This is a genomic window from Burkholderia sp. BCC0419 (assembly GCF_902830285.1).
Classification (GTDB): Bacteria; Pseudomonadota; Gammaproteobacteria; order Burkholderiales; family Burkholderiaceae; genus Burkholderia.
The window spans coordinates 124,513-141,036 of record NZ_CADESR010000002.1 but is presented as its reverse complement, the minus strand read 5'-3'; the positions used below and the strand labels follow the sequence as shown (position 1 = coordinate 141,036).

The window sequence follows — 16,524 nt, the reverse complement described above, 5'->3', positions numbered from 1 at the left end:
TCCTGGAACCTTGTGAAATCGTGCCGCCGCGCGGCGGGCGTGTACGGTGAACCGGCCGGGACCGACCAGACCGACCAGGCCGGTCAGCGGCCGACGGCCGCGGCGAGCCTTGCGCGCGCTGGCCGCCGGAAAGGCCCGTTATTTAGTGCGGGTCATGACGACGTTGAAAGGACAGCACGCGGGCCAGATCGGCCGGAGCGCCGCGCATGCCGTCGAGATGGACGGCGCCGGGTATGGAGACGAGCTCCGCGCCGAGCAGGCCGGCGAGCGTGCGTGACCCTTCCGGATGCGTCGTCGTGTCGTGCTCGCCATACCCGACGAGGCAGGGCGCGGTGATCCGCGCCAGATACGGACGGCAGTCCGTCGACATGATCGGGTGGTTCATCCGGCAGTACCGCTCGAGCAGCGCGTCATTCGCGAACGGATACAGCACGAGCGGCGCGAGTTCCGGATCGGACAGACGCGCCATGAAACCCACCAGCACGCCGCGCAACGCCTGCGCGGAGACCTGGTTCGACGTCACCATCTCCATCAGCGCCTGCAGGTTGCGCTGGTGTTCGGTCTTGGGCACGTCGGTGCCCAGATCGAGATCGCCGAACCACAACGTCAACGTGCGCGCTCGCCGCGGATAGCGCGCGGCGAACGCGAGCGCAAGCATCGCGCCTCCGCAAATGCCGACGACGTGCGCGTCGTCCCATCCCGCGTCGTCGAGCACCGCCGCCGCATCGCCGACCTGGTCGTCGATCGCGAGCCCGTCGACGCGCCGATCGAGCGAACCGAACATGCCGCGCGTCTCCCAACTGGCGACCGGCCGCGACGCGCCGAGGCCCTGCAGCCAACCCGCGGTCAGCTCGGCCGGCATGCCCGGCGCACCGATCAGCAGTACCGGATGCGCCCGATTCGACTGCCCCGCATGGACGACCGGCAACGGCACGCCGTCGGCCGCACTGACGTTGCGGCGGATCACCACACCCTCGAGCCCGCGCGCGCGCGCGGCCGCGAGCGCGCCGGAAGGCGAGCGGCCGGCATCCGGCAGCGGGCCGGCCCCGGTGAGCACGCGCCCCGCGGCCTGCCCGAGGGCGTCCGGCATCGAATCGGGCGCGATGCGCCGCGGCGGGCGCATGCCGGCCGCGGCGAACAGCGCCTCGATCGCGTCGGGCGCGTCAGCGGGAATCCCGAGCGGAACGGGAAGCTGCCGCTCGAGCGGGACGAGTCGCAACACGGCGTCGGCCAGATTCATCGCGCGTCTGGGAACTTGAAGCCGCGCGTGGTCTCGGTGACGAGCCGGTTGTGTCCGTATTCGTCTCGTCCCGCGACGAGCGCCGCGCCGTAACGGTCGAGCTTGATGCTGCCGCCGTACTCCTCGATCGCGTCGGTATCGGGATAGATCCGCACGCAGGTCGGCACGTAACGCGCCGCGAAGCCGAGCCGCATCTTCTTCGTGTTGCCGACGTGCGGATGCGATGCATGCATCAGCGTCGACCAGAACATCACCGACTCGCCCGCCCGCAACTCGATCGACACGGCCTTCTCGACCTCCGGCTGCCAGTCAGGGTCGATCTGCAGCTCGCGGTAGTCGTAGCCGAAGAAGCCGCGCCGCACACCGTCTTCCTTCTCCATTGCATTGATCCGGCCGGGGTTGTAGCGCATCTCCTTCGTCTCGTCGTAAAACATCTGCGTATGCGTGCCCGGAATGAACTGCAGGCAGCCCATCTCGATGCTGGCCTCGGTGAACGCGGTCCACACCGTGATCGTGCCGCCGAACGCCCGGTTCTGCGGCCAGACGATCTGCGGCGTGCCGGACGCATTCGCAAAGGTATCGGCCTGATGCCAGTCGGTCCCCTCGTCACCGGGATATTTCGGAAAAAACTCGCTGCGCCAGCACAGCACGTCCGGCCCGAGAATCGACGTGACGCGGCCGACGATTTCGGGAGCGAACACGTGTTCGGCGAGCATCCGGGAATCGAGATGCCGATCGTAATTCGCGATGTTCGTATTGCCGGACAGGCTGTCGAGATCGTAGACGGCGGCGGAACGGTCCATGAGGCGCAGGCGTTCGGCCTTCCACAACGCGTCCATCTGTTCGGGTTCGTAGACCTTGATCGGTGCAATGAAGCCGTTGGCCTTGAACGAGGCGACTTCCTCGTCCGTCAGTCGGGGGAGCGTCGAAACCGTCATTCAGGTGTTCTCCAGTTGCTGGGGGTGGCGTTTCGATTCGCGGTTGACGACGGCCGCGATGTTCGTGATCGAACAGTCGCCGTCAAACTCGACGCCGGTAAGCGGTAGCCCGAAACGGGCGTTCAGTTGAAGGATGATTCGGCTGATCGACAGCGACGTCGCGCCCTGGTCGAACAGATCCACGTCCCACGACAGCCCCGCGTCGTCGAGCGCCTCGCCGCAGATGCCGGCAACCACCGCTGCGATCGAGCCCGTTGGCCGGCCTTGTCGCGCCGATTCGGCGTGACTGAGTGTTTCCAGTGTTTTCATGAGTGCTTGCCCGTTACGTTTTCCGTTGGAAGTCAGAGGGATGGCAGGAACTCCGATAAGGCGCGCCGGCACCATCTGCGGCGGCAGTCGTCTTGCCGCCTCGGCCATCAGCGCGGCGGCGGAGTGATTTCGCGAATCGGGCACGTAGAACGCGAGCAGACGCCGGTCGTCGTCACCCAGGTCCTGGACGACGACGACGCAGGACTCGATGCCGTCGATCAGACCGAGCTGATACTCGACCTCGCGAAGTTCGATCCGGAAGCCGCGGAGCTTGATCTGGTCGTCGCCGCGCCCCACGTAGCGGAGTTCTCCGTCGATGCGGCAGCCGAGATCGCCGCTGCGGTACGCGCGCACGAGCGCGCCGTCGGGGCCGAGCGGCAGCATCACGAACCGTTCGGCGTCGAGTGCCGGGCGCCGTAGATAGCCGCGCGCGACACCGGCGCCCGTCACGACGATTTCGCCCGTCTCGCCCGGCGGCGTCGCCCGGCCCGCGGCGTCGAGCAGATGCACGTCGAGATCGTCGAGCGGCGCGCCGATCGGCGTCGCCTGTTCGTGGACGAGATCGGCGCAAGACAGCGCGCGATAGGTCACGTGAACCGTCGTCTCGGTGATCCCGTACATGTTGACGAGCCGCGGCGCGTCGTCGCCGTAGTGTTCGAACCAGCGCCGGAGATGGCTCGCCTCGAGACGCTCGCCGCCCATCACGATATGGCGCAGCGCGGGAAACCGGCGTCCAGCCGCGATCGCCGCCCGCGTGAAGTGACTGAATGCGGTCGGCGTGAGCGACAGCATCGTGACGCCGGCCGACTCGACCAGCCCGGCGAAGCGTCCGGGCGCCTCGGCCACCGCGGCCGGCACGATCACCAGCGTGCCGCCGTGCAGCAGCGCGCCCCAGATTTCCCACACGGAAAAATCGAAGCTGACCGAGTGAAACAGCGTCCAGACGTCGTCGGCGCCAAAACGGAAGTGGCGAACGCTCGTACGAAACAGCCACGTCACGTTTCCGTGCTCGACGACGACACCCTTCGGCTGTCCGGTGGAGCCCGACGTGTAGATCACGTAGGCGCTGTCGCGGGGCGTGACCTCCACGCCGGCCCGAGCCGGCCCGGACGACGCGGCGAGGTCGGCCACGACGCGTTGCGCGCCTCCAGGAACCGGCCGGGTGTCACCCGCTTTCACGACGACGCCGGCCAGGCGCGCGTCGTCGACGAGATAGCGCAGCCGTGCGTTGGGATACCGGGGGTCGAGCGGGACGTAAGTAGCGCCCGCCTTGAGGATGCCGAGCATGCCGACGATCAGCTCGCAGCTGCGCTCGACATACAGGCCGATCAGCGCGCCCCGCTCGGTGGCGACACCAGTCAGTCCGCGCGCGACCGCGCTCGCGCACGCATCGAGTTCGCGATAGGTCAGGCGCACACCATCGAATTCGAGCGCGATGCGCTCCGGCGTCGCGGCGGCCTGCTGCTCGAACAACGTATGCAGGCCGGCGGCTTCGGAAGAAGACGATTTCAGGACGTCCATGCTTGTCTCGACAATTGATGTTCGGCGCGCGCCATCAGCTCCTGCGCGAGCGCGTCCACGTGGCGGCTAGCGCGGCTCTCGAACGCGCCGCCGCGCGCAAATGCGTTGAATGCGCCCATCGCCGGACCGCTGTGAATCTGGAAATTGGCGCGCTCTGCCTCGGCGCCGTTGATCGCCGATTCGATCGAGCGCGAGAAGTACCATTTGAAGACGCGTGCCATGCGCGCCTTCGGGTCCGTCTCCAGGCGGGCCAGCTCGGCCGGCCGGTGCCGCGCGAGCCGTTCGCGCGTGAGATCCCAGATCGCGTCGAGCGACATGCCCATGAAGCGCTCGAAGCCGTCCCGCGTGCGCGCCGGGAGCGCGGCGATGCTGTCGTGGGTCCGGTAGGCGAGATACAGCTGGTTCGCACGGGCCGGAAAGAGCGTGCCGCGCCGGACGACCTGCACGCGCGCGCCGGTGACGAACAGGTCGCCCGCCGGTGCGTAGGCGGTGTCATGCAGCGCGAGTTCCGCGAGCATGTCCTTCACCAGGTCCGAGGTGCCCGCCTCCGGCGAGCACTGGTTCACGGACCCGACCAGCACGAATTCCGCCCCCAACACGAATGCCGCGGCAATCGATTCCGGCGTGCCGAGCCCACCCGCCGCCCCGACCCCGGTCACCGCGTCGAGCGGGGCCTGCGCCGTCATCGCGTCGCGCAGCCGCACGATCGCCGGCAGCAGCGCCAGCGCCACGCCGCCGTCGGTATGGCCGCCGGAGTCGGACTCGACGCACAGCTCCGTCGCAACGGGCAAACGCCGTGCCGCCTCGATCTCCGTCGCATCCAGCCGGCCAGCCTCATGCAGCCGCGTCAACAGCGCCTCGCTCGGCGCAGCGAGAAATGCGCTCGCGACCTCGGCGCGGGACACCTTGGCGAACACCTGGTTCGGCGCATGCGCGCGTCCGTTGCGGATCGACGCGCCACGGAAGCGAAATTCGACGATGGGCGCGCTCACCTGCATGAACGCCGACGCCTCGATATGGCGCACGCGATGCTTCAGATACAGATCGACCGTCTGTTGCTCGAGCGTCGGGCGCTCGGGCGACGCCAGCAGATTCATGCCGAATGGATGCGCGTCGCCCAGCATGCCGCGCAGCTCGACGATGGCGCGCTCGACCTCGTCGAGCGGCAGGCCACCCGCGCCGAAGAAGCCGAGCAGGCCGGCGCGCGCAGCACGCACGACCATCTCGACCGACGCGATGCCGCGATACATCGAACCGGTCACATAGGGGAGACGTACTTGATGCCGCTCGCAAAATGCGCGGCCGAGTCGCGCCCCGCTCCGTGACGGGACGGCGGCCATGCGCTCACCGCCCGCCGGCGCGCCCATGAAGGCCGATGGCCCGACCGCGGCCTGCTGCGCCGCCTTCGCGTCGGGTGCGACAGCGCAGACGGATCCGAGCGCCTCGTTCCAGAGCTTCGACATGGCTTGACCCGGGCCGATCTGCCGCGCGGTCGCGACGCCGCACCGGCGCAGCATCGTCAGCCCATCCCACCACCGGACGCTGCTTGCCATCTGTCTCGCGAGGAGCGTCCGGACATCGCCCTGCGGATACAGCTCACCCGTCACGTTGGCCACGACAGGCGTGTGCGGCTCGCGCATCGGCGTGTTCGTCAAGACCGCCGCGAAGCGGTCGGCGGCCTCGCGCATGTGACGGGAATGGAACGCGGCGCTGACGGCGAGCGGGATCACGTTCGCCGTGCGCGTCTTGCGCAGATGCGCCGCCAGCGCCAACACGCCTGCGGCGTCACCCGATACGACCAGTTGCGTCGGCGAATTGATGTTGGCGATCTCGAGACTGTCCGCGCAGCCCGCGCGCATCATCTCGGCCTGCAACGCGTCATGATCGAGCCCGAGCACGGCGGCCATCGCTCCGCCCTCGACCTCGCCCATCAAACGGCCGCGCTCGGCCACGAGGCGAAGCCCCGTTTCGAAATCGAAGCAGCCCGCTGCATGCAGCGCGTTGAACTCGCCGAGACTATGGCCGGCGTAGTAGTCCGGCGACGCGCCGTTCTCGCATTCCCGGTAGGCGCTCAACGCATTGACCACGAACAGCGCCGGCTGCGTGAATGCCGTCCGCTTCAACTGCTGGCCGGCGTCTTCGAGACACAGCGCCTCGATCGAATAGCCAAGAATCGCATCGGCCTTCGCGACGTACTCGGGATACGCCGCGAACAGCTCGCGTCCGCCCATGCCCTTGAACTGGGCGCCCTGACCGGGAAACAACCATGCCACCGTTTCCTGCTTTCGCCTATCCATTCGACATCCTTACTGTATCGCCAACTTTCCGGGATGCCCCGGCAGCGCGCCCGCCCCTGGTTCAAAGCGTTCCCACAGCCCGTCGAGCACGCGGCCGGGGCCGATTTGCACGGCATCGGTCACGCCCCGGTCGTGCAGGAACTGCATCGCGTCGACCCATCTCACCGGCCGCACGATCTGCGTTTCGAGCACCTCGCGCACGGTGCCGGGCCGGTATACCTGGCCGGTAGCGCTCGATACGGTCGGCCATTTCGGATCGGCCAGTTCGAATTCACGCAGCATGTCCCTGAAGCGCGCGGCGGCCTGCTCCGCGTATCGCGAGTGGAACGCGCCGCCTACATGCAGATGAACGGTGCGCGCCAGCTCACGCTCGACCAGCACTGCGTCGAGCGTGGCGATACTCGCGTCGGGGCCGGCGAGCACGGTCTGGGTCGGCAGGTTGTAGTTGGCGACGTCGAGCCCTGTCAGGTCGAGTTCGTCGATCACGCCCAGCAATTGCTCGAGATCGAGGCCGATCACGGCGAGCATCGACCCGTTTCCCGCCGGCGCCATGCAGCGCGCACGGCACTGCACGATCCGCAGCCCCGTTTCGAAATCGAAGCAGCCGGCAGCGAACAGCGCGCTGAACTCACCGAGGCTGTGTCCGGCAAGGAAGGCCGGCCACGGCTCACGACGGCGTCTTTCCAGAAACATCAGCGCATTCACGACGTACAGTGCCGGCTGGCAGTATTCGGTGGTCGCGAGGCGCTCGTCGGGATCCTCGACGCACAATTCGCGGATCGAATATCCGAGAATCCGGTCCGCCTTGGCGACCAGGCCCGGGAACAGATCGAACACCTGCGCGCCCATTCCGCGCCGTTGCGTGCCCTGCCCCGGAAACAGCCACGCGCGGCTCATGTCCGCACCGCCGCCGCGCACGCGCCGTCGTCGGCCAATCCGCGCGCCGTCGCAACCTCCCACGGATAGCGCCGGCTGCGTGCAAACTCGGTCAGGCGCTGCACGACATCGGGCGACGCCAGGATCGTTTCCAGCTCGTCCAGCGCGCTGTCCAGCGTGACGTCGTCGATCGCGTCGAGGCGTCCCAGATAGCGCTTCGCGCGGCCGATACCTTCCGGCGCGACCATCCGCAGGCGCTGCAGCAGCTTCGGCAGCGCGTCGTCGGCCAGCGTGTCGGCAAGCCCGCACGCTTGCGCGGCCTCGGCGTCGATCGGCAAGGTCGTCAACGTCATCCGCCGACATGCCTGAAAACCGATCCGCCGAATCAGAAACGGGGCAATCAGGCACGGCACCAGCCCCCACAGAATCTCCGGCAAGCTGAACACGCTGCGCGGCGTCGCGATGACGTAGTCGCTGGCGGCCGCGAGACCGACACCGCCGCCACTCGCCTTGCCGTCGACGATGCTGATGACCACGACATCCGCCTCGGTCATGTGCCGCAGCAGTTCGAGAAAGCGCTGGCCACCCGAGCCTCTGACCGCGTGGCCCGTCGCCGCCGCCTCGAGATCCATGCCGCTGCTGAAGTGGCCTCCCGAGCCTTCAATGATCAGCGCGTGCGCGGCCGGGTCCGCTTCGCATGCGCGCAACGCGTCGTGCAACGCATCGACGATCCGCGGCGACAGCTTGTTCTGGGTGGCAGCGGCGTCAAGCACGAAACGGTGCCAGCCAGGCCCACGCTCGGTCAGAACTTCGTGGTTTTGCATATTCAGGCCCACCGGTATTCGCGATGAAAATTACGGATGCCCGCCAGCACGAGCAGGCCGCTGCCGTCGAAGTGAGACTTCATGATGTGCGCGTAAGACGACAGGTCGGGTTGGAGGTCCTGCACGCCGCACATCCTTTGCAGGCTCAGGTCGCTGATCCGCTCGTAATCGTCCATCCCGAGCGCGAGCCGGTCCGCTATCGCGCGCGACAAGCCGCCCTCGCGGAAGCGCCGGATGCCTTGAGGCTGGACCACGCCGCTGTAGAACTCGGACGCGCATCCCGATCCGTACGAGAACAAGCCGATGCGTCGCGCGACCGTCTCGTCGACGTGTTCGAGCAGCGAGCACAGCGCCAGATAGAGCGCCGCAGAGTAAACATTGCCGACCATCTGGCAGACCCGGATCGACGGCTCGACCCGCGACGCGAAATCGGCATCGATGTCGGCCGCGGTCCAGCCGCCGACGCGACTCAGCAGGCGGCGATGCGCCGACTTGACCATCCCGGCAAAAGGCGTATGTAGCACGAGATAGCGGAACGAATCGGCTAGATCGACGCCCTCGACCCGTTCGCAGTAGTGCCGGTAGCTGGCCTCGAGACAGGTCATGTAGGACAGGATCGACAGATCGCTGTCGCCGGCCTCGAGGTCGGGTCGCGGGCGCAAGGTGTCCATCACCTCGAAGCTGTGATAGCCATTCGCGCCGAAATCGACGGCGAGTATCTCGGGCTGGTTGCTGACGAGCATCGCCACCGCGCCGGCGCCCTGTGACGGCTCCCAGTAGGTGTTGCGCGCTGCGATGCTCGACGCATCCGCGGCGATCACGAGCGCCTTCACATCGGGGCGCGGGCTCGCTTTCACAAACGACAGCGCCATCTGCAACGCCGCCGTGCCGCCATAGCATGCATGCTTGACCTCGAACGAACGGCAGCGTCGCGAGAGCCCCAGATAGTGCGCAATGTACGTGCTGATCGGTTTGCCGAAATCCAGCCCCGACTCCGTACCGACGATCACGAGTTCGATCGCGTCGCGTTGCTCGGGCGACAATGCCTCGATCAGCGGCTTGGCCGCATTGACCCCGTTGGTCACCGGGTCCTCGATCGGCAGATTCACCGACTTGCGCGCCATCAGCAGATTCGACATGCGCGCCGCATCAAGCCCTCGCGCCTCGAAAAGCTCCGCGACGCCGAGCGACATGCGTCCGACGTACGCGTGGATCGCCTCAATTCCTACATTCATACATGCTCCACCGCGTTGTGGTCACTTCTCACGCTTTCCAATTAGGTATGCGAAATTTCAACAACATTGATATTTCGGCTGTTGAAATTTTCCATATCAGGATTTTTCCATCCGGACAGGCTCCGGCAGCCCCCGCAGCTACGCCTCGGAAGATAGTCGCAGCCTTTGCATGCCACGCCGATTGCGGCGCCCCATCCATTCGGTGCCGCGATCCGGCATCCCCCCACACGCCTGCGTCATACGCGAATCGGGCCACTCGATGCGGGTCAAGTCGATCTCCGCATCCCCGCCGATGCGCAGCGCCAGCGACTCGACGTGTCGGTCATGGGTGACGTGCTGGGCCAGCCGCCAAGGCCCGGCCGCGGCTGCCGGCGCAGCGCGCAGGCGCGGCGCCGCCTCGAGTTCGAACGCAAGCTCACAAAAAGGCAGGTGAAGCCCCATTCCGACGCCCTTCGCGACGGCCTCCTTCAAGGTCCAGAGCCGGACAAACTCGGCATCGCGACCGGGCCCGTCGAGTCGAGCGATGCGCGCCCGCTCCGACGGAGCGAGACACGCATCCATGACGACGCGGCCCAGATTACGTCGAAGCGCCTCCACATCGACGCCGCACGGAATCGTGCCGCTGACGACACAGGTCACGCGCGTCTCGCAATGCGAGAGGTTGAAGCGCGGACGGCATCGAAACCGTTCATCCAGTTCGGGACGGCCGTATCGGCCCGTCGAGAAACGCCACTCGCGGGGCGCGCAAGACGGCTCGGCGTGGCTCAGCGCCCGACGTAGCAAACCATGCGCCGCCAGATAGGCGTGCCGATCCCGCTCGAACACGAAACGCCCGGCACGCATCATCTCGTCGTCGTCGCATGACGCGGCTAGCGCCTCGATTCCACTCGCCCCGAGCGCGTCGATCGACGCGCTCCACCAGGCAACTTCGTGCCGGCTCGACGTCATGCCCGACGGGTGTCGATAATCAGCGTGCTCTTCATCGGGTTCCCCGTGTCGGCCTCGATGCGCACGACCGCGTCAAGGCCGACAAAGGCCCCGGAGCACGCATCGGCAACCACACCCGCCTCGATCGTGGCGACGCCGTTCTCGAATATACCGTCGTGACGCAGGACTAGTGCGCCCTGCAAGCCGCCGCTGGCGACCGTGATCGTCTCGAATCCGCTGAACAGCGCCGTTGACGGCGTCAGATAGACGAGCGAATACGCGACGTTCGATACCGCGTCGAATCCGCCTTCGTACTGGTAAGTGACGGCCGCACTGGCCATCTTGCGGCCGTCGCCGAATTCCGACAGGGTCTGTTCCACCCAGTTCAGCATAGTCCGAACCACGACTAACTGTTCGTTCATGTTGGCACCTTGTTAAACAACGCCCGGCGTTGATCGATCTATTTCAAAAAGACGAAAACAACTATTCGGCGAACGACATGCGAATTCGAATGCCCGGTCGCCCCCCTGCCAAAACGGACCAATTCTCCGACATACGGCACTCCACAGCCAAATAACTTTTTATTATCCTTATAAGTATTCCGATAAACAGATCGGAATGTTATCGCCGACATGTAGCACGGAATTTTTTTGTCGATATTTTTTATCACCTTCTCGCCTCTCAGCAATTCATTGTGCTAGCATCCGCCCTGTTTGGTCCCGCAGGAATAGCTCACGCAATACATGGAAACTGATCGAAATTCCCAACGAAAAGGAGTGAATCGATCTGAACCATAACGCGCGCACGGGCGTTTCCCAGCTGTTTTCAAACACTAAGCGACCCAAAAAGATCTATTTCAAAAAGACCGTACCCATGTTTCAAAAAGACTGACATCTCCATTTTTGTTATTGAGATGTCAGTTTCAAAAAGACTGTTTTCGTTTCAAAAAGACCATCATTCCACTCCCAGAAGAATGCTGCGTCTGTTTCAAAAAGACCTTGAATAGGCGATTAACTTTTTTAAGCTGACTGCACACCACCTCGATTAAGGTAGGCGGATCGGTCAGTTGGGTGGTCCAGTCATGGATGATCAACTGTGGGCAAGAATCGAAGCACTGTTACCTCCACCGAAGCCGCGCCGCTTCAAGTACCCGGGGCGCAAGCCCGTACCCGACCGCGTGGCCCTGACGGGAATCATTTTCGTTTTGAAGACAGGCATACGCTGGGGCGACCTGCCGCCGGACCTGGGTTGCGGTTCAGGTGTCAGTTGCTGGCGCCGTCTCCGCGACTGGCAACAGAGCGGGATATGGGAAAAGATGCAAGCGATCCTGATGGACGAAATCGATGCGGAAGAAAAAATCGACTTCTCACGGGCAGCAAAACGTGCCGGAGCCGTCCGAAATCCACGCGTGAAAGAGGGGCCGCCGCGCAGCCAGTCCGGCGAATCGTCGGGCACGCGGATCACGCTTTAGCCGCAACGGAGTTCGTCAGGAAGACCACCGGTCTCCAAATCGTGCCACGGAAAGAGGACTCGACGCATCGCGTCACCGGCGGTATCGGTCGACGGCATTCACGGCGAAGGACCTTATTGGTCTCCCTCTATAGAATGGATCCTCCTTCCACCTGAATCCCTTATATCCATGCGTTACATCTGCCTGCTTAGAGGAATCAACGTCAGTGGCCATCGCAAGGTGACAATGAAAGAGTTACTGGAATTGTGCACGAATTTGAAATTCCGGAACGCCGTCAGCTACTTGCAGAGCGGCAATCTGGTTCTCGAATCGACGCTGAAGGCAGCCGAACTCGAATCAACGCTCGAGCGTGAAATCGCCGACCGTTTCGGCTATGTCGATGTCTCCGTGATGGCGCTCACCAAGGCCGGCCTCTCGGCCGTGATCGACGGACTACCGAAGCACTGGCGCGAGTACGACCCGTCCAAGCTGCACTTCTCGTTCCTGAAGAAGGCGGGCGCCCAAGCTGGCAGCGCCGCGTCGAAAGACTATCTTCCCGACGAGTACGCGGTCGGCGAGCGCGTGGTCTACGTCCATTGCCCAAACGGATATGGACGCACCAAGCTGAACAACAGCTTCGTCGAACGGCTGACTGGCACGCAGGCAACGACCCGCAACTGGAACACCACGCATCACCTGCTTGAACTCGTCGCGGCCTAGCTGGCGCGGCATCTGAACGACTCGGCGCCAGCTCGCCCAGGGCCAGCGCATTAGCCAGATGAACTAAGGAAATGACAGACAACCGAACCAGTCGTGATACCCGCAGCTTCGTGTCGGCTGCCGTCGCACAATTGCCCGACGGTGCTGCGGCCATGCATTCGCTAAATGCCGGGATGGTGATCCACCGCGAGGCCCAGGTCCATTACGACTATCTGCCCGAGGCGCGCGCGTTCGCGATCCAGCTTCAGAACTATATGAACATGAAGCTGTCTCCCGACGCGGTCACGCTCGTCTACGAGGAAGTGTTCGGACGTCACGGAAAGATGCATTGGTTCGTTCATATGAAGACACCGTCCGACTACGGCCGCCTCCTCGACCTGGTCGACCACGACAAGGCGTTCCAGGATATCTATCAGGAAGACCGTCTGCCCGAGCGAGGCGGTGGCAACTGGGAACGGATCTTCGTCCAGGGCAGCTTCCGCGAGCACGTGATCGTGCCGCAGCACGGTTTCGCACGCGAAGCGATGGACGAACTGGATCCGCGCAGCTTTCTTCCTCCCGCGCGTCACCAGATCGCGGACGCGAACGCGCCGTTCCTTCACTCGGGCAATTGCGGCGTGCTGGTGCTTCGCTCGCTGCAGGCCCGGTACGAATCGCGCGACCTCGCACGCTTCTATCTGAGCGAATGGCAATCCGTTGTCAACGCTCGTCTGGGCGGAAGCGCCACCGTCGCGCAATTCGAGGAAATGTGGGGTACGCAGGACCACCTGCATCTGCTGATCCATTTCCGCGATCTCGATGCCTGCCATGCACTTCAGCAACTCGAGGCGACTGACGCGGAGCTGCGCGAGCTGATGGGCAAGCCGCGCGTCAACCTGAAGGGCGAGCGCGCGGCCTGGGGCGGCCTGTTCGAAACGGGCTCGATGCACGACGTCGTGATGCTCGCCGTCGAGCCGGATCGGCCCTGAAGGCCATCGTCGGCATGGCGATACCGAGCCATGCCCTACCAACTTCAAGGAGTAAGAATCATGATGACCCGCAAGAGCGCTTTCAAGATTACGCGTTGGGAAGAACAGGAGAACGATCAATGGGCAGGCGGCAAGCTCACGCGCACCGTGGCAACCAAGGAGTTCACCGGCGAGCTCGAAGGCACGGCGGTACTCGAGGCGATCATGCTGCGCCTGTCCGGCGATGACGGCGTGATGAGCTACGTCGGCGTCGAACGGATCCAATGCACGATCGACGACCGTGAAGGCACGTTCATTCTGACTCACCACGCCGAGGCGCGGCACGACGAGCGTCACGCGACCTGGAAGATCCTGCCCGGCTCCGGGACAGGCGGCCTGATCGGCATCCATGGAAGCGGCAGCATCACGCCGGACCACGACTTCATCCTGACCTACGCGTTCGGCGAACAGTGATGCGCCTTCTGGGTACCTTCAACGGCTGGCGTACGCGCACGCCGAAACTGACGCCGTCGCGGGACACCGGTGCATTGACGGTACCCGACTTGCTCGACGCGCGCGCCGACGTCCGAGCCGATCACGCGCCGTTGCGCCTGCCCTCGGGCGCTCGGCTGACGTACGGCGCATGGCGCGCGCGCTCGGGCTCAGCCGCACTCGGACTCTATCAGAACGGGCTGCGCATCGGCGCACGGGTCGCACTGATCTTCGACGGACTGGACTGGCTCGACTACGCGGTCGCTTATATGGCCGTCCTGCGTTGCGGCGCGACCGCCATTCACATGAATGGCCACATGCCCGACGCGGAAATCCAGCGGCGGCTCGCCGAGTGCGACTGCTCGATCCTGATCCGCTCGCGCTTCGTCGCACCGCCGCGCGGTTTTTCCGGCCAGCATTTCACGATCGACGAACTGCTGCGCGGCGACGAATCGCTGTCGGCAATCCCGATCGCGCCCGACAGCATCGCCGAGATCCGCTATACGTCGGGCACCACGGGCGCCGCAAAGGGCTACCTCGTCAGCCACGACAACCTCACCTTCGGCCGCACCCTCGACTCGATGCAGGCGCTGTCCGGCGCGTCGGGTATGTTGGTGCCGATGACGCTTGGCACCTCGACCAGCGCGACGCTGCTCGTGATCGCGCTGACTTCGACCGCGCCGATGCTGCTGTGCTCGCCGCTCGATATCGAGTCGATGGGCGAACTGATCGAGCGCGAGCGGATCACGGCCTTTATGATCACGCCGCGTATCGCGCAGGAAATCGTCGACGCACGGCTCGGCGAGCGCCACGATCTCGGCTCCGTCCGGCTGGTCGCATCGGCCTCGTCGCCGCTGAGCCCGTCCATGGCTGCATCGATGCTCGCGATGATGCCGAATGCGACCTTGCAGATCGCCTGCGCGCAATCGGAGGCGAGCCCCGCGCTGCTGACACATACCTATACCAAGGACCGGCCGTTCTCGGTCGGTCGACCCTCGCCCGCCACGGAAATCCGCGTCGTCGGACCGGATCTGAGCGATGCGGCGGACGGCGAGCTTGGCGAACTCTGGCTGCGCACGGCCGCACCCAAGCGCCTGTTTCTGACGGCGCCCGACATCAACGCATTGCTGCGCAAGGACGGCTGGTACCGCACCGGCGATCTGGTGCGCCGCGACCCGAGCGGCGAAATCGAATTCTTCGACCGCAAAGCCGACGCGCTCGTACGCGACGGCCAGCTGATTTCGTCGATTCACATGGAGGCGACGCTGATGAACGACGCAAACGTGCGTGAAGCCGCCATCGTGTCGGTCGACCGCGGCGCCGAACCAGCGCAGATCGTCGCCTTCGTCGCGTTGCGCGATCCGAATGCGTTGCAGGCCGTCAAGGACGCGTTGTTGAACACGGTCCCGCCGGCACAGTTTCCGGACGCATTCGTCGTCGTGTCCGCACTGCCGCGCACGCAGAACGGCAAGGTGCTCAAGCGCGAACTTCGGTTGAACGTCGGCATCCGGTAACGGATGCCGACCCTGATGTCACCAGGAAAAAAAGGATCCAGCCATGTATGACTTGATCGTGGTCGGCGCACGCGTTGCCGGCTCGCCCGCCGCCATGCTCGCGGCCCGCGCCGGCCTGCGCGTGCTGCTGCTCGACCGCGCGGGCTTTCCGTCCGACACGCTGTCGACGAACTACATTCATCAGCCCGGCTGTGCCCGCCTTGCGCGCTGGGGCTTGCTTCAAAAGGTGATTGATTCCGGCTGCCCGGCAATCCCTCGCACGCGTTTCGAAACGCGCGGCATCGTGGTCGAAGGCGGAATCAGCACCGATTATGTCCAGGACGCGGCCTATGCGCCGCGCCGCTACGTACTCGACCCGCTGCTGCTGGAGGCCGCCCGCGATGCGGGCGCCGAGTTCAGGGAGCATTGCACCGTCGTCCAGACGCTCACCAACGACGGCCGCGTGACCGGCGTGGTTCTGCGGAATCGGTCGGGCGCGCTGCGCGAGGAACGGGCGCGTCTCGTCGTCGGCGCGGACGGCATGCATTCGACGATTGCGCGCCTCGTTGATGCAGAGGTCACGCGCGAGGATCCGATCATGACCTGTGCCTATTATTCTTTTTGGCAGGGTCTTAATTCGCATTACGAACTTTATGAAGGCGATGACCTGTGGGTGGGCGCCGTACCGACCAACGACGCCATCCTCGTCGCCACGTATTTCCCGCAGCACGCGTTCGAGACGATCCGCTCCCGGTCGTTCGACGCGCATCTCGACGCCGTCGCCACCTGCTCGCCCGCGCTGCGCGACCGGATGCGCCGCGCGACGCAGACCGGCAAGCTTTGGGGGACCGGCGTGCAGCGGAATTTCTTTCGGCGCGCCGCTGGCCCGGGATGGGCGCTCGTCGGCGACGCCGGTCATCACAAGGATTCGATCAGCGCCCGCGGCATCACCGACGCGTTCGTCCAAAGTGAACTACTGATCAAGCGGATCCAGCACGCGATTCATGACGACGCGCAACTCGACGCGGCACTGGCCGAATTCGCCCGCGATCGAGACACGCTGATGATGCCGGGCTATCTCGCCACGCTCAATGTCGCGCAGATGGACAAGAAGGACAGCCGGCTGAACCTGCTGCGGGGGGTAGCCGCGGACCCGCGGCTCACAGCCTTGTATTTCGACGTCGTGGCGGGCATCCGGCCCGGGACCGACCTGAAGCGCGCACTCGACGAACGTATTGCCGCCACGCAGCCCTGA

At 65.0% G+C, this 16,524-nt stretch carries 14 protein-coding genes and 1 pseudogene; 6 read left to right on the top strand and 9 right to left on the bottom strand.

Translation table 11 applies throughout. The features are described 5' to 3' along the window. Positions 1-142: 142 nt before the first annotated feature. The 9 genes from HWW87_RS14255 to HWW87_RS14215 form a co-directional block, all read right to left on the bottom strand. Complete coding sequence (locus tag HWW87_RS14255) at positions 143-1,240, bottom strand: alpha/beta hydrolase (RefSeq protein ID WP_175820815.1); 1,098 nt, start codon at positions 1,238-1,240, stop codon at positions 143-145. Further along, a complete protein-coding gene (locus HWW87_RS14250) occupies positions 1,237-2,178 on the bottom strand; it encodes a chlorinating enzyme (RefSeq protein ID WP_175820814.1) in 942 nt (313 codons plus the stop codon). Before HWW87_RS14250 ends, HWW87_RS14255 begins: the two co-directional genes overlap by 4 nt. Further along, a complete protein-coding gene (locus HWW87_RS14245) occupies positions 2,179-4,008 on the bottom strand; it encodes a non-ribosomal peptide synthetase (RefSeq protein WP_175820813.1) in 1,830 nt (609 codons plus the stop codon). It lies immediately after the preceding gene. After that, positions 3,996-6,305 (bottom strand): ACP S-malonyltransferase, encoded by a 2,310-nt coding sequence (fabD, locus tag HWW87_RS37120; RefSeq protein WP_175820812.1) that lies wholly within the window; start codon positions 6,303-6,305, stop codon positions 3,996-3,998. Before fabD (HWW87_RS37120) ends, HWW87_RS14245 begins: the two co-directional genes overlap by 13 nt. 9 nt (positions 6,306-6,314) lie before the next feature. After that, positions 6,315-7,202: an ACP S-malonyltransferase gene (gene fabD / locus HWW87_RS14235; protein WP_175820811.1), complete on the bottom strand. Its 888-nt coding sequence runs from the start codon at positions 7,200-7,202 to the stop codon at positions 6,315-6,317. Next, positions 7,199-7,954 carry an enoyl-CoA hydratase-related protein gene (locus HWW87_RS14230; protein WP_175820810.1) on the bottom strand — a complete coding sequence of 252 codons (756 nt, stop codon included), beginning with the start codon at positions 7,952-7,954 and terminating at the stop codon, positions 7,199-7,201. Before HWW87_RS14230 ends, fabD (HWW87_RS14235) begins: the two co-directional genes overlap by 4 nt. A 53-nt stretch (positions 7,955-8,007) precedes the next feature. After that, a complete protein-coding gene (locus HWW87_RS14225) occupies positions 8,008-9,240 on the bottom strand; it encodes a hydroxymethylglutaryl-CoA synthase family protein (protein WP_174429059.1) in 1,233 nt (410 codons plus the stop codon). Positions 9,241-9,378: 138 nt separating this feature from the next. After that, positions 9,379-10,188 carry a 4'-phosphopantetheinyl transferase superfamily protein gene (locus HWW87_RS14220; RefSeq protein WP_175820809.1) on the bottom strand — a complete coding sequence of 270 codons (810 nt, stop codon included), beginning with the start codon at positions 10,186-10,188 and terminating at the stop codon, positions 9,379-9,381. Next, positions 10,185-10,559 (bottom strand): DUF3224 domain-containing protein, encoded by a 375-nt coding sequence (locus tag HWW87_RS14215; RefSeq protein ID WP_208449938.1) that lies wholly within the window; start codon positions 10,557-10,559, stop codon positions 10,185-10,187. The genes HWW87_RS14220 and HWW87_RS14215 overlap by 4 nt, the downstream gene beginning before the upstream one ends. A gap of 674 nt (positions 10,560-11,233) precedes the next feature. Here HWW87_RS14215 and HWW87_RS14210 point away from each other — a divergent pair. From HWW87_RS14210 to HWW87_RS14185, 6 genes and pseudogenes are all read left to right on the top strand, one after another. Continuing rightward, positions 11,234-11,566, top strand: a pseudogene (locus HWW87_RS14210) (transposase); the annotation flags it as partial. Between the two features lie 240 nt (positions 11,567-11,806). Next, positions 11,807-12,337: a DUF1697 domain-containing protein gene (locus HWW87_RS14205; RefSeq protein ID WP_279608017.1), complete on the top strand. Its 531-nt coding sequence runs from the start codon at positions 11,807-11,809 to the stop codon at positions 12,335-12,337. A gap of 71 nt (positions 12,338-12,408) precedes the next feature. Further along, positions 12,409-13,305, top strand: coding sequence for a DUF6039 family protein (locus tag HWW87_RS14200; RefSeq protein ID WP_175820806.1), 897 nt, complete (start codon positions 12,409-12,411; stop codon positions 13,303-13,305). Between the two features lie 60 nt (positions 13,306-13,365). Continuing rightward, the gene (locus HWW87_RS14195) at positions 13,366-13,758 is read left to right on the top strand and encodes a DUF3224 domain-containing protein (RefSeq protein WP_174429054.1); all 393 of its coding nucleotides are present in this window, start codon (positions 13,366-13,368) and stop codon (positions 13,756-13,758) included. Next, positions 13,758-15,290 (top strand): class I adenylate-forming enzyme family protein, encoded by a 1,533-nt coding sequence (locus HWW87_RS14190; RefSeq protein ID WP_175820805.1) that lies wholly within the window; start codon positions 13,758-13,760, stop codon positions 15,288-15,290. Before HWW87_RS14195 ends, HWW87_RS14190 begins: the two co-directional genes overlap by 1 nt. Before the next feature lie 43 nt (positions 15,291-15,333). Continuing rightward, the gene (locus tag HWW87_RS14185; RefSeq protein WP_175820804.1) at positions 15,334-16,524 is read left to right on the top strand and encodes an FAD-dependent oxidoreductase; all 1,191 of its coding nucleotides are present in this window, start codon (positions 15,334-15,336) and stop codon (positions 16,522-16,524) included.

Excerpts from the sequence above, each read along its gene's own strand:
- fabD (WP_175820811.1), bottom strand. The coding sequence starts at position 7,202 with ATGAGCCGCGCGTGGCTGTTTCCGGGGCAGGGCACGCAACGGCGCGGA.
- HWW87_RS14245 (WP_175820813.1), bottom strand. The coding sequence starts at position 4,008 with ATGGACGTCCTGAAATCGTCTTCTTCCGAAGCCGCCGGCCTGCATACG.
- HWW87_RS14215 (WP_208449938.1), bottom strand. The coding sequence starts at position 10,559 with ATGCTGAACTGGGTGGAACAGACCCTGTCGGAATTCGGCGACGGCCGC.
- HWW87_RS14195 (WP_174429054.1), top strand. The coding sequence starts at position 13,366 with ATGATGACCCGCAAGAGCGCTTTCAAGATTACGCGTTGGGAAGAACAG.
- HWW87_RS14205 (WP_279608017.1), top strand. The coding sequence starts at position 11,807 with ATGCGTTACATCTGCCTGCTTAGAGGAATCAACGTCAGTGGCCATCGC.
- HWW87_RS14200 (WP_175820806.1), top strand. The coding sequence starts at position 12,409 with ATGACAGACAACCGAACCAGTCGTGATACCCGCAGCTTCGTGTCGGCT.
- fabD (WP_175820812.1), bottom strand. The coding sequence starts at position 6,305 with ATGGATAGGCGAAAGCAGGAAACGGTGGCATGGTTGTTTCCCGGTCAG.
- HWW87_RS14220 (WP_175820809.1), bottom strand. The coding sequence starts at position 10,188 with ATGACGTCGAGCCGGCACGAAGTTGCCTGGTGGAGCGCGTCGATCGAC.
- HWW87_RS14250 (WP_175820814.1), bottom strand. The coding sequence starts at position 2,178 with ATGACGGTTTCGACGCTCCCCCGACTGACGGACGAGGAAGTCGCCTCG.
- HWW87_RS14185 (WP_175820804.1), top strand. The coding sequence starts at position 15,334 with ATGTATGACTTGATCGTGGTCGGCGCACGCGTTGCCGGCTCGCCCGCC.
- HWW87_RS14255 (WP_175820815.1), bottom strand. The coding sequence starts at position 1,240 with ATGAATCTGGCCGACGCCGTGTTGCGACTCGTCCCGCTCGAGCGGCAG.
- HWW87_RS14225 (WP_174429059.1), bottom strand. The coding sequence starts at position 9,240 with ATGAATGTAGGAATTGAGGCGATCCACGCGTACGTCGGACGCATGTCG.
- HWW87_RS14190 (WP_175820805.1), top strand. The coding sequence starts at position 13,758 with ATGCGCCTTCTGGGTACCTTCAACGGCTGGCGTACGCGCACGCCGAAA.